Raw genomic sequence first — 16,613 nt, 5'->3', positions numbered from 1 at the left:
GCGAATCGGTCGGCATCACGCTCGGGTGATCGGATGACAATCCAGAAGAATTCGGAATGCGAACGGAATGATGACCCGTGGCGAGCGAAATGCCGTGCCTGAAGTCAAGGCTAGCCGTGTGATTCGCGAAGGTCCTGTGTAATCGGTCCACGCCCCGTCGCGATATTCGACAACGAGCGCCAAAGGGCAAAACCACCTGCCGAATGATCGCTATCGGATTTTTAAATGAAATGGCGATTTATTCAATATCCGGATTTAAATATGGATAAAAGAAGGTCGGAATGGAAAACGATTCAGGTGTTTGATTAAAATTAAAAAGCTATTCATGCGGGACGTTTATTTTTCCGATTTTTGTGGATAAGGTTCGGTTCGGTGAAAGTGATTTGTCAGAAAGCGTGGCGATGAATCATCGCTTGCCGTGGCTTCATCTGGCTGCCGCTTTTGCCGATCCGTGTGCGCGACGACGCGTCGACAGGCATCCCTGCCCGGGATCTTGCGGCAGGCGCGATGCGCGCATATCCGTTCCGATATCCATGGCATGAGGGCTCATGAACAAGATCATCCGCAGATATGCTGCTTCCGTGATGTCACGCTCATTGACCGGCGTGGCATTGCTGGTCGCGGCGGCCGGTGCTCACGCGCACGGCCGTTTGACCGAACCGCCTTCGCGCATCGTGCTGTGCACGCAAGGGCAGAATCCGGACTGTCACGTCGACGCGTGGCACGCGAACGCGATGGAGAACGGCAAGTTCTTCCCGGCGACGCAAAGCGGCCTGTCCGATCCGTTCGCGCCGGCCGACGCGAAGAATGCCGCACCGCCGCCGGACGGCGAAATCGCCGGCGCCAGCACGAATGGCCCGCTGCCCGTGCTGAACGAGCAGTCGCCGAGCCGCTGGCAGAAGATCCCGCTGCGGCCGGGCGCGTTGCAGAATTTCAAATGGGAATTCAGCGCCGTGCACAAGACGCGTCGCTGGAACTACTTCATTACACGCGCCGACTGGAACCCGTCGGAAAAGCTGACCCGCGCGCAGTTCGAGCCCACGCCGTTCTGCACGATCCAGAATCCCGGCCAGCCTTACTGGGATCCGAACGCGAACCTGGTGCCGCAGCAGCCGACCATTCATCAATGCCGGTTGCCGATGCGTAGCGGTTACCACGTGATCCTCGCGGTCTGGGAAGTCGCGGATACGGCGATGGCGTTCTATCAGGTCGTCGACGCGACGTTCACCAATGGCGATTCGACACGCAGCCCGTTCTGATACGGCTGCGACATGGCGCGCCCGGCGATGGCCGGGGCGTCATGGATGGAAGAACGCCTGACACGGACGCGGTTGACGGCACCGGCACGCCAACCTGCTATCCGGCGACCACCTGGTTGCGACCTTGATGCTTCGCGCGGTACAGGCGTTCGTCCGCCTTGCGCAGGATCGCGTCGATCGTCTCGCCGTCCCGGCCGAATTCGGAGGCGCCGACGCTGACGGTGACCTTGACCGGTTCGCCGACGCCGGCCTCGAACGGCGCGTCCGCGATCGCCGCGCGGATGCGCTCGCCGATCGACCGGGCGGTGTCCAGCGCGGCTTGCGGCAGCAACACCATGAATTCCTCTCCGCCCATCCGCGCCACGCCATCGTACGGACGGATCGCATCGGCGCATTTGTCGACGAAGCGTTGCAACACCTGATCGCCCGCCTGATGGCCGTAACTGTCGTTGATCGCCTTGAAGTGGTCGAGATCGAGCGCGAGCAACGAGAACGGCGCGCCATGGCGCTTTGCGCGGTTGATTTCCGCCTGGACGCTTTCGATGAATTGCCGCCGGTTGGTCGCGCCCGTGAGCGGGTCCGTGGCCGCCAGGTGCTCGAGCTTTTCGTTGGTCCGTTGCAGTGCCTGCAGCGCGTGCTCCGTTCGCGCCATCGCTTCCCTCAACCGGGCAAACAGTTCTTCCTGGCTGTAGATCTTCGAAAACGAGCGGGTCGTTTGAAAGGCCTGCACCACGCCGAAACTGAGCAGGAAAAAGCCGGCCGCGAAAATGGCATGCGCGAGCCACCACATGTGATTCCACGGCCGCCCGAGGATGAACGCGAGCGACGAGAGCGCGAACGCGGTGACCGAAATGCCGTAGATCGTCATCAGCGGCGAGCGGATGCGGCGCATGACCAGCGCAATGACGTTCACGGCCGAAAGCAGCAATGCGCCGCCCTCCATCGACAGGCGTACCCACGGGTGGCCGGCCACCGGCGAGTAGGCGATCATGGCGACCGCGACGTCGACGAGCCCGAACAGGGCGAGCCACCGTAACCAGATGCGGGGATCGGCGCGGGTTGTCGCGCTGTCGGCCTTGTGACTGTAGGTAAGCTGCCCGACGAGGATCAGGATCGACATGGTCAGGCGCGACGCCGGTCCGTACAGCAGGAACAGCCAGATATTGTGATGCGCCATGCCGGTGAACGCGCCGTGCAACGCGTAGATGACGGAAAAGCCCAGAAAGCCCAGCGTCAACCAGCGCAGCAACGGCTCGCCCGACAGGCGATAGCAGCGCCAGCAGACATATGTGACGAACGCGCCTTCGAGCGTGGCGGCCGCGATCGCCAGTTCGTGAAAGGCGTGATTCTCGAATCTCAGCGACGGATCCTGGAAGAAGTACAGGTAGGCGATCAGATAGCCAGGCGCCAGCGCGAAGCCGACCAGCAGGAGTCTCGCGTACACCCGGGTGACCAGTTCGGCGGTGCGGGTCGACGCTTGGGTGGCGACATTGACGGTCATGTTCGGCCTCCGGGTTCGGTGGATGAATCAAGGGTGGGAACGGCAACGTCACGTCATCGCGGGTCGGTCGTCAAAACGATGAGGCAAAAGCATGTCATCTGAATTTCGCCGATTCAAACAATCGGCCAAATGGCTGCGAGATAAGTTCTCAGTAAAAACTGAATCCGTATTTGTCGCCGAATCCGTTGAGAATTGAGTCGATGTCAGCTTCAAGCGTGTCTACGTCGCGAGCCTTGAAGGCCAGCCATTGGTACTTCATCTGGTGCCAGAGCTTCTCGATGCGATTGAGCTCGGGGCTGTACGGCGACAGGAAGTACAAACGTAAGCCGCGCTGTCGGAGCACGTCGAGCAGCGGTTTGATGGCTTTGGCCGTGTGCACTGAGGCGTTGTCCAGAATGACCACCAGTGGTTTGCCAACCTGTTCCATCAGCAGCCCCAGGAAGCCGGCAAACAGCGGTGCGGTCATGGTTTGCCAAAGTTTGGCGGCAAACAACCGCCCCGAAGACAGCAGCGCGCCCACCAGATTCAGACGCTTGCCGCGCCGAGCTTCGATGGCATGGCATTCGCCACATTGGGTCCAGGCGCTTCGGTTGGGGTGCGCCTGGGCAAAGCCGGTTTCGTCGACGTACGCCAGTTCGATGTCGCCTCGCTCGGCGAGCAGCCTTCAGATCCTCGATTTCTGCTTTAGCGGCACGGAATCGGGTTTCGTTTCGCTTTTTTTGAGCGTGTGCCGCGTGCGTTTCCAAACGATGCCCATCCGCTTGAGCGCTTTGCTTATTGTGCTGCCGGCGACCCGTAGGCCACTGTGCTCCAATAGCTTCGCTTGTAGCTGCGGCGTCGTGAGCGCGTCTTGGCTGACCCAGGTGCGCAAGAGGGCGCGGTGTTCTGCTGTCAGCTTGGATGGCGCACCGCCCGGTTTTTTGTTGCGCACCGCTTCCCAACCTGTCTGCAGCCAACGCTTGCGGCAGTCGTACACCGTGTCTAAGTTGCGGCCCAACTCCCGCGCGATCGCAGGCCCAAGCCACCCGTCGGAGAAGTACAGCAGCGTTTGCGACCATTCGCGCTCTCTCCAGTCCGTGCCGCGTTTGACGATCTGTTCCAGTCGGCGTCTATCTTCCGCACTCAACTCCAACCCTTTCTGCTTCTTCACGTTTCGCGTCACAAAAGCCTATCGGCGCATAGACTCAGAAATGCGGAAGTGGTTCTCGGGAAGAGCTTATCTGTTTGAATTATCGAATGGCGACAATTGCAATATGGCAATGTGATCGCCTGAATATTTTCAGGTTTCGATATGAATGGAAATAATCGGTTCCAGGGTTGCTGACTGAGAATTATGTAGTATAACAAAACGAAGTGAGGGCGCCGGATTGAAGCTTTACTACATTGGCCACCTTGCGGCAGACCCCCCCATCTCGGGCCGGCGTGACGATTTAACGATACCGCTTGCATCACGTTGTCGGGGACATCCGGTTCTGAACGAAAGTGGTGGATGACATGCTTCATTAACATCGACCGAAGTCGTGGCATTTTTCGTCGTTGATATAAAAAGCAGAATCAGTATAGAAATTTTTCATCGAATGGCAATTTGTAAGGTTGATTTCTTTTGAATTCGACCTGGGCGGAGCTTTGTCAATCGAAAAGGGGAAACCATGAACCAAATCGGAATGGAGGGCATGAAAATGAAGAGCAACCCAACCGGATTCATGAAGCGATCGACCTTGAGGGGCGCGCTGGCGCTTCTGTTGGCAGCGTCGTCTGTCGGCACCGGCGCTGCCGCGGCGGCGGGGACGAGCACCGGCACGGCGCCGGCATTCGTCTATAGCCCGTACAAGGACGCGACGATTTCGATGAACTGGAACACGAACGTCATCTCGACGAACGTCACCGGACAGATGAGCCCGGTGCTGTCGGTGCTGCCAACCGGTGTCCGTACGCTGACGCTCGCGTTCGCGACCGGTGAATGCGGCAGCGAGAACTGGGCGGGCGTCGACGGCGGCGCGATGGCGGCCGCCAATGTGCCGCTTTTCACCGCGGCCAATGTGAATTACGTGATTTCCACCGGCGGCGCGGCCGGCATGTTCACGTGCGGGACGGATGCGGGCATGGCGGCCTTCGTCGATCGCTATGCGTCGAACAACCTGATCGGAATCGATTTCGATATCGAGGGCGGGCAGACGCAACAGGTGATCAACGATCTCGTCCGGCGCGTGGCCGTCGCCCAGCAGAAATATCCCGGCCTGCGTTTCAGCTTCACGCTCGCGACACTGGCCCCTTCCCAGCAGGGCGCGACCACGGCCAGCTCGTGGGGCGCCAGCGCCCCCGACAGCTTCAACGTGTATGGCGACTGGGTCATGCAGGCGATTCAGGCAGCCGGCCTGAAGAACTACACCATCGACCTGATGACGATGGACTACGGGTCGGCCGGGGCGGGGAACTGTGTGGTGGCGAACGGCACCTGCCAGATGGGACAGTCGGCGATCCAGGCGGCGATGAACCTGCACGATCACTGGGGCGTACCGTACAGCCAGATCGAGCTGACGCCGATGATCGGCGGCAACGATGTGGTCGGCGAAACCTTCACGCCGGCGGATGCGGACACCGTTGCGCAGTTCGTGAAACAGAATGGTCTCGCGGGTGTCCACTTCTGGTCGTTCGACCGTGACGTCGATTGTCCGCCCGGCGCCGCATCGTCGACGTGCAATTCGATCGGCGGTGTCGGTACGCTCGGTTATACGAACCGGTTTGCCAACGGCCTGGCGCCTGGCCGGTAAACGAAGCCGCGCCACGGAGGGGACCATGCGGGCCGTCTGCACCAGCATCATTGCGATGACGTTTCCCGTGGTCTCCAATTTCCGCGACCGGCAACCGGACGCCGCTGTTGTCGAGGGCTGGGCCGCCGGCGCGCGACGGATGCGCTCGCCGGGGGCGGAGGGTCAGCGTCCGCCCTGGGACGACGCGCCACGCTTGTCGAAGAAGTGCCCCATCAGTTCGAGCAGCGGCCGGCGTCGCTTGGTCACGGCGAATGCCCACTCGTGGGTCTGGCGCGGCGCCTCGGCCGTCGAGACTGCATCGAGAAGCCGTTGTGCGCGAGGCAGGTCGTACCACGGCAACCATGGGTATGCATGATGGGCGACGTGAAGGTTGAAATTCAGGATCACCCAGCGTGACCAGAGGGGAACGTTGGCGCAGCTGTGCGACACCACGTCCTGCTCCCAGAGCGGCGGGCGTGCCGCGTCGTCGGCCAGCAGCGGGATCTCGGCGTGATGCGGAAGGTTGAGCAGTTCGACGGCCATCAGCAACACGATCCACAGGATCGTCGAGAACGCGATGAGGCTGCCGAGCACGCCCGCACGATACGCCAGCGCGCCGACCGCCGCATAACCGGCCAGGTAGATCGCGCTGAATGCGATCTCGGTATTCGATTTCGCGCGATGCGCGGGCGTGTCGCGTTGCAGGAACGGTGCGATCCAGTGGCTGAGGAAATGATTGAACGCCATCATCGGGATCCAGTGCCGCCAGATGAATTCGAGCGTACGCGCGCCGCGTTCCGTCATCACGGAAAACTTCTGGATCATCTTGCGATTCTCCGGATCCCGTGTCGGGTGCGCGGTCCACGCGTGATGGCCCAGATGCGTTCTGCGCCGCGGCAGGTACGGCAACCCGATGATCCATCCGCAGAGATGGCCGATGGCCTCGTTGCAGGCGCGCGTACGCGATGCGGCGTTGTGCAGTGCCTCGTGCATGATCAGGTAGAGGTGAATCAGCGCGAGCGTGGCGAGGACGAGCGCGGCGATGCGTCCGGGCCCGCCGGCGAGCCAAAGCACCCACGCAGCGGCAAGCAATGCGACATCGGCGAACCAGAGCGCGAGCGTCAGGTGTCCCGTGGGTCCGTTCGGCAATGTCGCCTTGACCGAGCGCCATTCGTCTTGGGTCATGTGCTACCTCGATTGAGTGGATTGATTGGGGCGCGGCGCGTGGCCGGTGCGGATGTCAGGTGGACAGAATGCGTTGGCCGATCTCGCGGTAGGCTGCATCGAGCACGTCGATGTGTGCGTCGAGTCCGTTCTTGCTCGCGAAGCCGTTGTCTCGCCGGGCGAGCAGCAGGCAGTCGTAGCGCGCGCCGCGGCTCCAGTGCCACGCCGGCAAATAGGCCGTGATCCGGAATCCGGCTTCGAGCATCGCCTTGACCAGGGTCAGCTTGTCGGCGAGCACGATCGCGCCGACATAGGTCGTCGTGCCGCGCCGTTTCAGGAAACGCAGCAGGTCGCCCGTGACGTCGCGCTCGGTCATGAACGGGCCGCCTGCATGCTGGCAGAGATAGATCGCATCGGCCCGCTCGTCGACACGAAACGTGAAGTCATCGGAACAATCGTCCCCATGCCCCCAGAAACAGGTATCGGGATACGGTGCCGGCGTACCGGCGACACCGAGCGGTTCGAGGATCGCGCTGCGCAGGATCTCGGACTCGCGGAAGATCGGGGAGAGCGGCAGGCAATGCCTGAAGCGCGGCGAGCGGAATTTCTCGAGCGCGATGACGTGATGTTCACGCACGCCATGCGCGCTGTCGGGTGACCCGTCGTGTCCGACCACGACGCCATCGAGATGACGCAGCAACGCACGCAGCGCGATATCGGTGCGGGCAATCGCGAATGCCAGGTCGTGATCCGCGGCCGGAATCGTGTCGATCGCGGATTGCATCAGCGCCGACAGGACGCCCAGGTGACGATGGTGCGGGGAAATCATCGCGCGGCCGTATTCCCACGAGCGATTCTGCGCGTTGTAGCTGACGCTCATGCAACCGATCGTGGCTTGCGTCTCCTCTTCGGCGACAAACCACAGTTCCGATTTGTTCGAGACGGCGTGCCTCACATAGCCCGCATCGAGACAGGGGTGTGACGAGTCGCCGTATTCCCGTTCGAACAGCGCGCAGATTCCCGACGTGTCCGACACCGTTCCGCGACGTATCCGGAGTTGCCGGTGGCGGGCGCCGTTGGGCTCGACGCTGTTCCCGCCCGCGGTGCTGCCGTAAATTGAATTCATCGCCTTGCCTGCCCTGGTGATGGTGGGTGGTTGCGCGAATCGAGAGGCGACCCGCGCATCGTCGGCGACGACTTTAATTATCCTTACGTTTGATTGTCAATCAAATTAAATCGACTTATTCATTGTTTATTTCATTTGAATGATGAGGATGATGGTTGTCGAAAATGAGCGTGACGTCATGAAGTGAATCGCTGATATCCTCTTGTGTGGCGGGTCTCGGGGAGGGTGTCTCGTGTCGCCTGAAAATAGATTGAAGAGATGAAGATGGCATCCACGAATTGCCTTAAGGAATTGAATAATTCATTGGAGTGATTGAGATGATGTAAATAAAGATATCGTGACATCGGTTCAATTTCTGGTTATGAAAAACAAAGATGTTTTATTTTTGCTTTTGATGCGTTAACGGTGTTCAACGTAAAAACTCCGATTTTTTCCAGCTGCGGTCGCCGCGCGTCGGCGGTTCTCGGCCATCACGAGGTTGACGGCTTGCCGGTGCCCACCACGCCCACAAAATTCGACAAATCGGAACAGATCGGCGCGGCGAACACGCCTACCATCCGCACGTACCTCGCGCATTCCCGTACCACCGCAGCGCCGGCAGATCCTTGGCCCGCATCCCGCTGCACGCGTCTTCCTCGCCCCTTCGCATCCTGACAAGCCGCCAACAGGCAAAGGATTCGTCATGTCCGCAAGATCGTTCGCTTCATTCGTGCTGATGCTGCTGCTCGCGGCGTGCGGAGGCGACTCCGATTCGTCCGTGCCCGGCAGCGCCGTTGCAGCGGCCTCGGCGCGCGCGTCGCAGGCCACCGCGTGGAAACCGCTCGTGCCCGGCACGAGCTGGCAATGGCAGATCGACGGCAACCGGATCAACGAGACGGTGCTGGACGGCGTGAACAACCCGCGCAAGATGTTCGACGTCGACATGGAGCTGACCGATGCCGGCACGATCCAGCGCCTGAAGGCGAAGGGCGTCTATGTCGTCTGCTACATGGAGGTGGGCGGGCGGGAGGACACCCGTGGCGACGCCGGCAAGTTTCCGGACAGCGTGCTCGGCAACCCCGTCGAAGGATACGAGGATCACGAACGCTGGCTGGACATTCGCCAGACCACGATCCTGATGCCGCTGATGCTGGCGCGACTCGACCAGGCGAAGAAAAAGGGCTGCGACGGCATCGAGCCGGACCTCGACGACAGCTATCGCCAGGAAACCGGCTTTCCGCTGACGCGTGACGACCAGCTGCGGTACAACACGGCGCTGATCGCCGCCGCGCACGATCGCGGGATGTCGATGGGCCTCAAGAACGGCTCGGGTATCGCTGCCGCCATGGCGAAAGTGGCCGACTGGGCGCTCAACGAGCAATGCAACAGGTTCCACGAGTGCGGCGACTACGCGAGCTTCGTCGCGCTGAACAAGGCCGTGTTCAATGTCGAATACACGCGTCCGGACGGCATGACGCTCGCGGATTTCTGCCCGGCGGACAACCAGGCCAATTTCGACGGCATTCTGAAACTGTCGAGCGACACGCTCGCGGCGCTGCCGCGCGCGGCGTGCCGGTTCGAGTGAGCGGCGGCGCGGGGATGACGGGCTTCGCCACGGCGAAGCGTACGAGCCTGCCGCGCATGTATCGGGCGTGAGCGCTTCATCGCGGTCGAGCGTTGCGTGGTGGCCGCGGAACGGGCGGCGCGTGGTGCCGATTTCCGTCGGGCGAATGGGGGGCCATTTTGCGCGCTCGCACGCGTGCGTCACGGTGGATTGTCCGGCAAGCCTGTCGGACGACGGTCGCCAGGTCGTGTCGCGCCGCGCCGAGTGCGATCGCATCGGCCGCGATGACGACACGGGCATCGCGACTGTGCGCACGGACGGGTGCGTGCGGGCCGGCATGGGTGCGGCATCGACAGCATTCCGGTTCGCGGCCCGCGTCGCCCGGGCTGGCAATTGACGCAGGTCAACCGCATGCTTCATGCAAGCCATACAGTCGAGTCGAACGCTCGCGCGATGCCGCACGCGACTGCGCGCCGCATGCGGGAGGGCGGCGGCGACTGGGCCGGATTCGCGCCGGGCGTGTTCATGCCGCCCGCTTGCGGGCGGAACGCGATGCGTTGCGGGGCAGGGTGATGAACCAACGGTTATGGGCGCTCGGCGTGCTGCTTGCATTGAGCGCGTGCGCCGGCGCGGAACGGAACGCGGCCTTCCGCGCGACGGAAACGCAATTGTTCTCGGCGCGCCAGGGCGCGGTGCTGCAGTGTTCGACGCCTGCCGCATGCGACCGCGCATGGCACTTCGCACGCCGCTACGTCGAAGCGCATTCGTCGACCCGGATCACGCACGCCGATGCGGACACGATCGAAACGGCGGCGCCGATTCTGGCCGGAGAAGTGTATCTGTGGGCCTCCCGCACGGCGTCGGGTGGCGCTTCGGTAATCCGGCTCAAGGCAATGTGCAAGGGCATGTACGCTAGCGATGGCGGCCCGGGCTGGCGGTACGACGCGTGCGCGACGAAGATCCTCGACATCGAGCGGGGCTTCCGGTCGTACGGGAACCCGGCGCGTTCGTCCGACGCACCGACGGCGCCGGTCATGCCGCGATGATCCGGCGTCTCGCGTCCACTCGCGTGCCGGTTTCCGCATGATTTCGAACCGTTGACCTCCGTCAACGCCCGCTTCCGGCGAACGCCGATGATGAAAACCAATCCGAACGCCGCCGGCGCGTCGGTTCATCCAGCGAGGTCGGTATGTATACGAACATCATGGTCGCCGTGGACGGCAGCCCTTCATCGCAACGGGCGCTCGACGAGGGCCTGAAGGTGGCGCGATCGTGCGGTGCGCGCCTGTTCGCCGTTTTCGTCGTCGACAAATCGTTGCTGATCACTTACAGCGGGCGCCTGGACCCGGATGCATTGCTCGCCGAGATCCGGCGCGACGGCGCGTCGGTCCTGCGACAAGCGGAACGAACCATTGCGCACGCGGCAGTCAACGGCGAGACGGAACTCGTCGAGACCGAGCTTGGCGAGAGTATCGCCGAACGGCTGCAGCGCTACGTCGCCGAGCGGTCGATCGATCTCGCGGTGGTCGGTACCCACGGGCGGCGCGGGGTCCGGCGGCTGTTCCTCGGTAGCGTCGCCGAGCGGTTCCTGCGCGGATCGAGCTGCCCGGTCCTGCTCGTGCGCGGCAGCGACGCCGCACCGGCCGCGGCGGCGGCGTAGGGCCGCCATGCACGAGGCGCCGCCAGATGGCGCCCCGCGCGCAACCTGCCGAGGTGACCGTCATGCAGATCTCCTTTCCTTCCGAACATCCGACGTATTGCGGCATGGATCCGGCGCTGACCTTTCCGGCGCTGGTCGAAGGCCGCCGCGTGTACTGCGCGATCACCGCGGCAGCGCTGGAGGATCACTTCCGCGCGGCGTCGCCGCGCGAACAGGATCTCGTGGAGGCGTTTGCCCGCCACCGTCGCGCGATCGAGCGCGCCGCACGCTGCCTGCTCGAGGAGATGGACGGCCGGCCGATCCTGCTCCACAGCGGCTATTTCCGGTTCTGCACATGAGCGCCCGCAGTCGTTGACGCGCATCAAGCGCGTGCCGATTGGGGAGATTACGCTGGAATCCTGATGATCGTTCGTCCGTTGCACGGCACACGGTGCCGCGCCGATCCGGTCTTCATCATGGCGTCGCGCGGGCTGGACGAACGCGCGGGCTGCCTGTCTATCGTTCCAGGAGTACGAACCATGAGCCATGTCGCGCGTTACGATCCGTTTTCGATCGAACCCGTCGCCGACCTGTTTCAGGGGCTGTTCAGGCCGCTGCGCGGGATGACGCTGACGGACGAGCCCGAGCTTGCCTCGATGAAGATCGACGTGACGGAAAGCGACGAGGCGTACAAGGTCAACGCGGAACTGCCGGGCGTCGCCAAGGACGACATCGACGTCCAGGTGGCGGGCAGCACCGTCTCGATCCACGCGAAGATCGAGCGCAACCAGAAGCAGAAGGATGGCGAGCGCGTGATCCGGCGCGAGCGCTACAGCGGCGCGATCAGCCGTTCGTTCTCGCTGTCGGGCGAGATCGACGATGCGAACGCAACGGCGACTTACCAGGACGGCGTGCTGTCGCTGACGCTGCCGAAGAAGGCGCCGGTCGCGCAGAAGAAACTGGCGATCAGCTGATCGGACGGCAGGCAGCGGGCGATGCGGGCCCGCGTCGCCCGAACGGAGCTATCGGCGCGCGGAGCGATCCGCGCGCCGTTTCATTGAGGGGCTGCCCGAACGCCTACGCATTCGATCCGGTGCCGCCCGCGCGGTTGCGCGCCGTCTGCGCGTCGGGCGGCGTCCGTTGACCTGCATCAGCGATCCCTCGCCGCGCGTGTGCAAATCTGGAGATGTGCGGCGCGCCGGCGCGCCGCGGCTCACAGGAGTGCAGGCGATGAAGACCGACAAGCAGTTGAAGCAGGACGTTCAGGATGAACTCGAGTCCGACCCGGCGATCGACGCGACACGTATCGGTGTCGAGGTCGTCAACCGGATCGTGACGCTCTCGGGTCATCCGCCGAGCTATGCGGAGAAGCTGGCGATCGAGCGGGCGGCGAACCGCGTGGCCGGCGTCAAGGCGCTCGTCGTCGACATGACCGTGCATCTGCCGGACGACGACGTTCGCACCGACGAGGACATCGCGAACGCGGTGCGTTCGGTGCTGCACTGGACGGTCGGGTTGCACGACGACGCGGTGAAGGTGCAGGTCGAACACGGCTGGATCACGCTGTCCGGCAGGGTCGAGTGGGCGTACCAGAGCCATCTGGCCGTGCGGGCGATCTCGCAGATGCGCAGCGTGACCGGCGTGACCGACCATATCGCGGTGCAGGGGACGATCGGCTCGGCCGACATCGGCGGCAACATCAAGCGCGCGATCATGCGCCATGCGGAACGCGAGGCGAAGCACATCGCGATCGAGGTGCGCGACGGCACGGTACGGCTGTCCGGCAAGGTCGGCTCGTTCTCCGAGCGCAAGGCCGTGCGCGGGGCGGCATGGTCGGCGCGCGGCGTGCGCGCCGTCGTCGACGACCTGGTCGTCGAGTAACGCCGGCAAGCGGTAACCGGATGCGCGGTCCGCGCGGAAGGGGGAGTCGAATGACATTGTCAGGCGAGGTACGAGACGCGGACTGGTCGGTGGCGATCGAGACGATCGCCACCGGAACGGGCGGTTACCGTTGCAGGATCCGGGTGACGCTGATGTCGCCGGAGGGCGCGTGCGAGCGTACGTTCGCGCACAGCCGGACCCACGACACCGAGCGTGAAGCCGCCATCGACGGGCTGCGCGCCGGGATGACGTGGGTCGAGATGAGGAAGTCGAACACGTTTACAGTCTGACGCGGCGACAGCGGTGATCGCGAGCATGTCGCACGGGCGCCGGCATTTCGTTCGTCGTCCGATACAATGCACGTCGCATCGCGCATGCGGCGATGTGCCTAGTCGTTCGCCTGATCTCCGCCGGCAGGCGGCGCAGCGGGACGCGAGACCGGTTCGTCGTCGCGCGCCTGTTCGCGTTGCTCCCCGACATGATGCGTGACCGCGTCGGTGACGGTCGGAAAGAAGCAGGCGGGACCGAATACGTCGAACAGCCCGTAGGCGCGCAGGCGGTCCTTTACCGGGCCTTTCATCTCCGCGAAGCCCAGCGCGATCTTCTGCTCCCGGAGTTCCTCGCACAGCGCCACGAGCCGGTCCGCGGCACTGACGTCGATATCGGTGACGGGCTCGGACGCGACGACGATGCGCGCGACCGGGGACGCCGACGCCGCAACGGCAGCATGCAGATGCTCGCAGAAGATCTCGACGTTCGCGTAGAAGAGCGGCGCATCCCAGCGGAACAGCACGAGCCCCGGCGTCTGTATCGCGTCGGGATGCCGTGCGATGTCGTGATAGCCGCGCACGCCGGCCAGCCGGCCCAGCACCGCATCGTACGGATGCCACGCGCGCCACACGAACGACAGCAGCGACAGCGCGCTGGCAAGCAGGATGCCGGGCACGACGCCCATGCCGATCACGCCGGCAAAGCAGAGCACCGAAATCAGGCATTCGCCGCGGCGCATCCGGTACAGCCGGACGACGCTGCGGACGTCCGCGATGCCGAACGCCGCGTAGATCACGATGGCGGCCAGCGCCGGGCGCGGGACCAGGGTCAGCAGCGCCGGCGCGGCAACGAGCAGGATCGCGATGCACGCCGCCGCGACGAGATTCGTGACCTGGCTTTGCGCGCCCGCGGCGATCGCGACGGGCGTACGGGACGCGCTGCTGCTGACCGCGCAGCCCTGCATCACGCCGGCCAGCAGATTGGCGGCGCCCAGTGCGACCAGTTCCTGGTTGCGGTCCGGCGTATCGCGTGCGCGCGTGGAAAGGGCGCGCGACAGCATGCTGATGTCCGCGAACGACACCAGCGCGACGGCGATTGCGCCGGACGCGAGCGTCGTCAGGTCGGCGAAGGAGACGGCCGGGAGGTGCGCAACGGGCGCGCCGGCCGGCAACAGGCCGACCGTCGCGACGCCGTGCAGCGGCGACACCTGCGCGATCACGGTCGCCGCCAGCACGGCGATCAGTACGCCGGGCGCCCGCGGCATGGCGCGTTTCATCAGGAAAATGGTCGCGAGCATCCCGATGCCCAGCAGGGCCGAAGCAAGGGAGAACCGGCGTTCGACGAGGGCATGCGCGATGCGCGGCACGCTGCCGAACACGTCGCCGCCCGATACCGGCATGCCCAGCAGTTCCGGCAACCGGCCGATCGCGAGCGCAACGGCGATGCCGTTCAGGTAACCGTACTGGATCGGACGCGACAGCAGGTCGGTGACGAAGCCGAGGCGGAGCGTGCCGAGCAGGATGCAGATCGTGCCGGCCGACAGCGCCAGCGCGCCGGCCAGCGCGACGGCGCGCTGCGGATCGTGGCCGGCGAGCGGCGCGATCGCGCCGGCGATCAGCGCGGCCAGCGCCGAATCGGGGCCGAGCACGAGGATCCGGCTCGGGCCCAGCAGCGCATACGCGAGCAACGCGGCGATCGATGCACGGAGCCCGGTGATGGCCGGCAAGCCGGCCGCCTGCGCGTAGCTCATGCCGACCGGCACCAGCACGGCTGACAGTGCGATGCCCGCATAGAGGTCGCGCGGGAGCCATGAACGCCGGTAGTTCATGAGCAGCGCAACACCCGGCAGCAGGTGGGCGACGCGCTCGGACAGGGGCCGGTTCATCGCGGCGTCATCCCCGAGACGACCGGGCGAAAGGCGTGGCAGGCGCCGGCCAGCGCACGGTCATCGGGAGGCGGGCAACCCGGGCGCACGGACGAAGCGGTAGCGGGAGAACGGCCATTGCATCGGATGACGGGGCCGCCGCCGTCGCACCGGATGCCGGCGGGGCGGCACGGCCACGCACTGCGTCAAGCGGCCTTGAGCGCCGACAGTTGCAGCGCCTGCACGAAACGGGCCAGCGTCGCGACCGATCCCGTCACGCTTTCGTAGCGTTCGCGCCCGATCTGTCCGTCGAGGATCACGAGCATGCCGGCGTCGCGGGCGAGGGCGACGAGCGCCTGCGTGTCGAGGGCGGCTGGGTCGGATTGGCCGGCCTGATCGCCCGGATCGGGAAGATGGGTAGCGTATGACATGACGACTCTCCTGATGGCCCGGAATCCGGATACCGCGCAGCCGTGATCCGTGAATCCAGTATCGTTGCCGCGCCGGCGCGATTCAATCGGCGTGCCCCGAAGCTGCGGTAGGAATCGTGCGGCGGGCGTCGGCGGATTCCTACATGGCACGAGGCTTCGGCTTCGGCTTCGGCGCCGTGCGGCGTCGCACCGGCCGCGGCGCGCGTCGCCGCGCATACCAGCCGCCGATCGCGCGCCAGATGTCGGGGGCGGATTCGCAGTACGTGAACAGGTCGAGGTCGCGGCGATCGATCATCCCTTCGTCCGCGAGGAAGGCCAGGTCCACCGCGCGGCGCCAGTACGCTTCGCCAACGAGGATGACCGGCAGCGGCGGGATCTTGCGCGTTTGCAGCAGCGTCAGGACTTCGAACAGCTCGTCGAACGTGCCGTAGCCGCCGGGGAAGAATACCGCTGCCTTCGCGCGTTCCAGCAGGTGCAGCTTGCGGATCGCGAAATAGTGAAACCGGAAGCAGAGATCGGGCGTGATATATGGATTCGGCGCCTGTTCGCGCGGCAGTTCGATGTTGAAGCCGATGCTCGGCGCGCCGCGCTCGTAGGCGCCGCGATTCGCGGCCTCCATGATGCCGGGGCCGCCGCCGGTGACGATGGCGAGCCGCGCGGTGCGCGTGCACCGGTCGGCGTGACCGACGATGCGCCCGAATTCGCGCGCGACGCGGTAATACACGCTGTGCTCGACGAGCCGGCTCGCCGCCGCGACGGCGTGACGCCGGCCCGCATCGTGCGGACGCGCCGCAAGCAGGCGATTGGCTTCGCTCAGCCGCGCGTTCGCGACGGAAGGGGCAACGATGCGCGTGCTGCCGTAGATGACGACGGCATGGCCGATGCGTTCGTTCTGCAGGCGTTCCTCGGCCTTCCAGTAGTCGAGTTGCAGCCGGATGCCGCGCATGCCCGCGCGCTGCAGGATGGTGGCATCGCCGTCGGCGGGCGTGCAGTTCGGGCCGCCGGCGCGACTCGGCGCGCGATGCGGGATGCGCTGGACGCCGTCGTTGCCGACGATCGCATCGGGCCGTGTGCGAGCGCGTTTGCCGGGCGCGGCCGCCGGCGTCGGGCCGGCTGCGGTACGGCGGCGCACGCCACCTCGTGCGATACCGGCGGGAACGCGTTTGACGGCGGTCGACATGAGCG

Annotated in this window: 17 protein-coding genes; 9 read left to right on the top strand and 8 right to left on the bottom strand. The window is 64.6% G+C overall.

Annotated features, from left to right (window positions below; all coding sequences use genetic code 11):
* Positions 1–584 precede the first annotated feature (584 nt).
* Positions 585–1,259: a lytic polysaccharide monooxygenase gene (locus CFB82_RS37915; RefSeq protein ID WP_089449550.1), complete on the top strand. Its 675-nt coding sequence runs from the start codon at positions 585–587 to the stop codon at positions 1,257–1,259.
* Between the two features lie 97 nt (positions 1,260–1,356).
* Here CFB82_RS37915 and CFB82_RS37910 read toward each other — a convergent pair whose 3' ends face one another.
* The 3 genes from CFB82_RS37910 to CFB82_RS43760 all read right to left on the bottom strand — a co-directional run bounded on the left by CFB82_RS37910 (position 1,357) and on the right by CFB82_RS43760 (position 3,910).
* On the bottom strand, positions 1,357–2,760 hold the full coding sequence (locus tag CFB82_RS37910) for a GGDEF domain-containing protein (protein ID WP_089487409.1): 1,404 nt from the start codon (positions 2,758–2,760) through the stop codon (positions 1,357–1,359).
* 148 nt (positions 2,761–2,908) lie between these two features.
* Positions 2,909–3,400: an IS630 family transposase gene (locus CFB82_RS43765; protein ID WP_256990716.1), complete on the bottom strand. Its 492-nt coding sequence runs from the start codon at positions 3,398–3,400 to the stop codon at positions 2,909–2,911.
* Between the two features lie 24 nt (positions 3,401–3,424).
* Positions 3,425–3,910, bottom strand: coding sequence for a helix-turn-helix domain-containing protein (locus tag CFB82_RS43760; RefSeq protein WP_218829085.1), 486 nt, complete (start codon positions 3,908–3,910; stop codon positions 3,425–3,427).
* Positions 3,911–4,502: 592 nt separating this feature from the next.
* On the opposite strand from CFB82_RS43760, the gene CFB82_RS37895 reads away from it, so the two are divergent.
* The gene (locus tag CFB82_RS37895; protein ID WP_256990684.1) at positions 4,503–5,531 is read left to right on the top strand and encodes a glycosyl hydrolase; all 1,029 of its coding nucleotides are present in this window, start codon (positions 4,503–4,505) and stop codon (positions 5,529–5,531) included.
* A 162-nt stretch (positions 5,532–5,693) separates the two neighbouring features.
* Here the strand turns inward: CFB82_RS37895 and CFB82_RS37890 are convergent, their stop codons facing one another.
* The gene (locus tag CFB82_RS37890) at positions 5,694–6,695 is read right to left on the bottom strand and encodes a fatty acid desaturase family protein (RefSeq protein ID WP_089487406.1); all 1,002 of its coding nucleotides are present in this window, start codon (positions 6,693–6,695) and stop codon (positions 5,694–5,696) included.
* A 55-nt stretch (positions 6,696–6,750) separates the two neighbouring features.
* Positions 6,751–7,710, bottom strand: coding sequence for a GNAT family N-acetyltransferase (locus CFB82_RS37885; RefSeq protein ID WP_373558915.1), 960 nt, complete (start codon positions 7,708–7,710; stop codon positions 6,751–6,753).
* Between the two features lie 772 nt (positions 7,711–8,482).
* Here CFB82_RS37885 and CFB82_RS37880 point away from each other — a divergent pair.
* From CFB82_RS37880 to CFB82_RS37845, 7 genes are all read left to right on the top strand, one after another.
* Positions 8,483–9,364 (top strand): endo alpha-1,4 polygalactosaminidase, encoded by an 882-nt coding sequence (locus CFB82_RS37880; protein ID WP_089487404.1) that lies wholly within the window; start codon positions 8,483–8,485, stop codon positions 9,362–9,364.
* A 551-nt stretch (positions 9,365–9,915) separates the two neighbouring features.
* Complete coding sequence (locus CFB82_RS37870; protein ID WP_089487402.1) at positions 9,916–10,389, top strand: hypothetical protein; 474 nt, start codon at positions 9,916–9,918, stop codon at positions 10,387–10,389.
* A gap of 143 nt (positions 10,390–10,532) precedes the next feature.
* Complete coding sequence (locus CFB82_RS37865) at positions 10,533–11,003, top strand: universal stress protein (RefSeq protein WP_089487401.1); 471 nt, start codon at positions 10,533–10,535, stop codon at positions 11,001–11,003.
* A gap of 62 nt (positions 11,004–11,065) precedes the next feature.
* Positions 11,066–11,341 carry a DUF1488 domain-containing protein gene (locus tag CFB82_RS37860; RefSeq protein ID WP_089487548.1) on the top strand — a complete coding sequence of 92 codons (276 nt, stop codon included), beginning with the start codon at positions 11,066–11,068 and terminating at the stop codon, positions 11,339–11,341.
* A 180-nt stretch (positions 11,342–11,521) separates the two neighbouring features.
* Positions 11,522–11,956, top strand: coding sequence for an Hsp20/alpha crystallin family protein (locus CFB82_RS37855; RefSeq protein WP_089487400.1), 435 nt, complete (start codon positions 11,522–11,524; stop codon positions 11,954–11,956).
* Between the two features lie 256 nt (positions 11,957–12,212).
* A complete protein-coding gene (locus CFB82_RS37850; RefSeq protein WP_039353456.1) occupies positions 12,213–12,863 on the top strand; it encodes a BON domain-containing protein in 651 nt (216 codons plus the stop codon).
* 50 nt (positions 12,864–12,913) lie between these two features.
* Positions 12,914–13,153 carry a hypothetical protein gene (locus CFB82_RS37845; protein ID WP_089487399.1) on the top strand — a complete coding sequence of 80 codons (240 nt, stop codon included), beginning with the start codon at positions 12,914–12,916 and terminating at the stop codon, positions 13,151–13,153.
* Positions 13,154–13,251: 98 nt separating this feature from the next.
* Here the strand turns inward: CFB82_RS37845 and CFB82_RS37840 are convergent, their stop codons facing one another.
* The 3 genes from CFB82_RS37840 to CFB82_RS37830 all read right to left on the bottom strand — a co-directional run bounded on the left by CFB82_RS37840 (position 13,252) and on the right by CFB82_RS37830 (position 16,608).
* Complete coding sequence (locus CFB82_RS37840) at positions 13,252–15,018, bottom strand: SulP family inorganic anion transporter (RefSeq protein ID WP_089487398.1); 1,767 nt, start codon at positions 15,016–15,018, stop codon at positions 13,252–13,254.
* 185 nt (positions 15,019–15,203) lie between these two features.
* On the bottom strand, positions 15,204–15,428 hold the full coding sequence (locus CFB82_RS37835; protein ID WP_089487397.1) for a hypothetical protein: 225 nt from the start codon (positions 15,426–15,428) through the stop codon (positions 15,204–15,206).
* Positions 15,429–15,567: 139 nt separating this feature from the next.
* On the bottom strand, positions 15,568–16,608 hold the full coding sequence (locus tag CFB82_RS37830; RefSeq protein ID WP_089487396.1) for an LOG family protein: 1,041 nt from the start codon (positions 16,606–16,608) through the stop codon (positions 15,568–15,570).
* Positions 16,609–16,613 lie beyond the last annotated feature (5 nt).

The organism is Burkholderia sp. HI2714, from assembly GCF_002223085.1.
Classification (GTDB): Bacteria; Pseudomonadota; Gammaproteobacteria; order Burkholderiales; family Burkholderiaceae; genus Burkholderia; species Burkholderia lata_D.
This window is presented reverse-complemented; position numbering and strand designations above follow the sequence as displayed.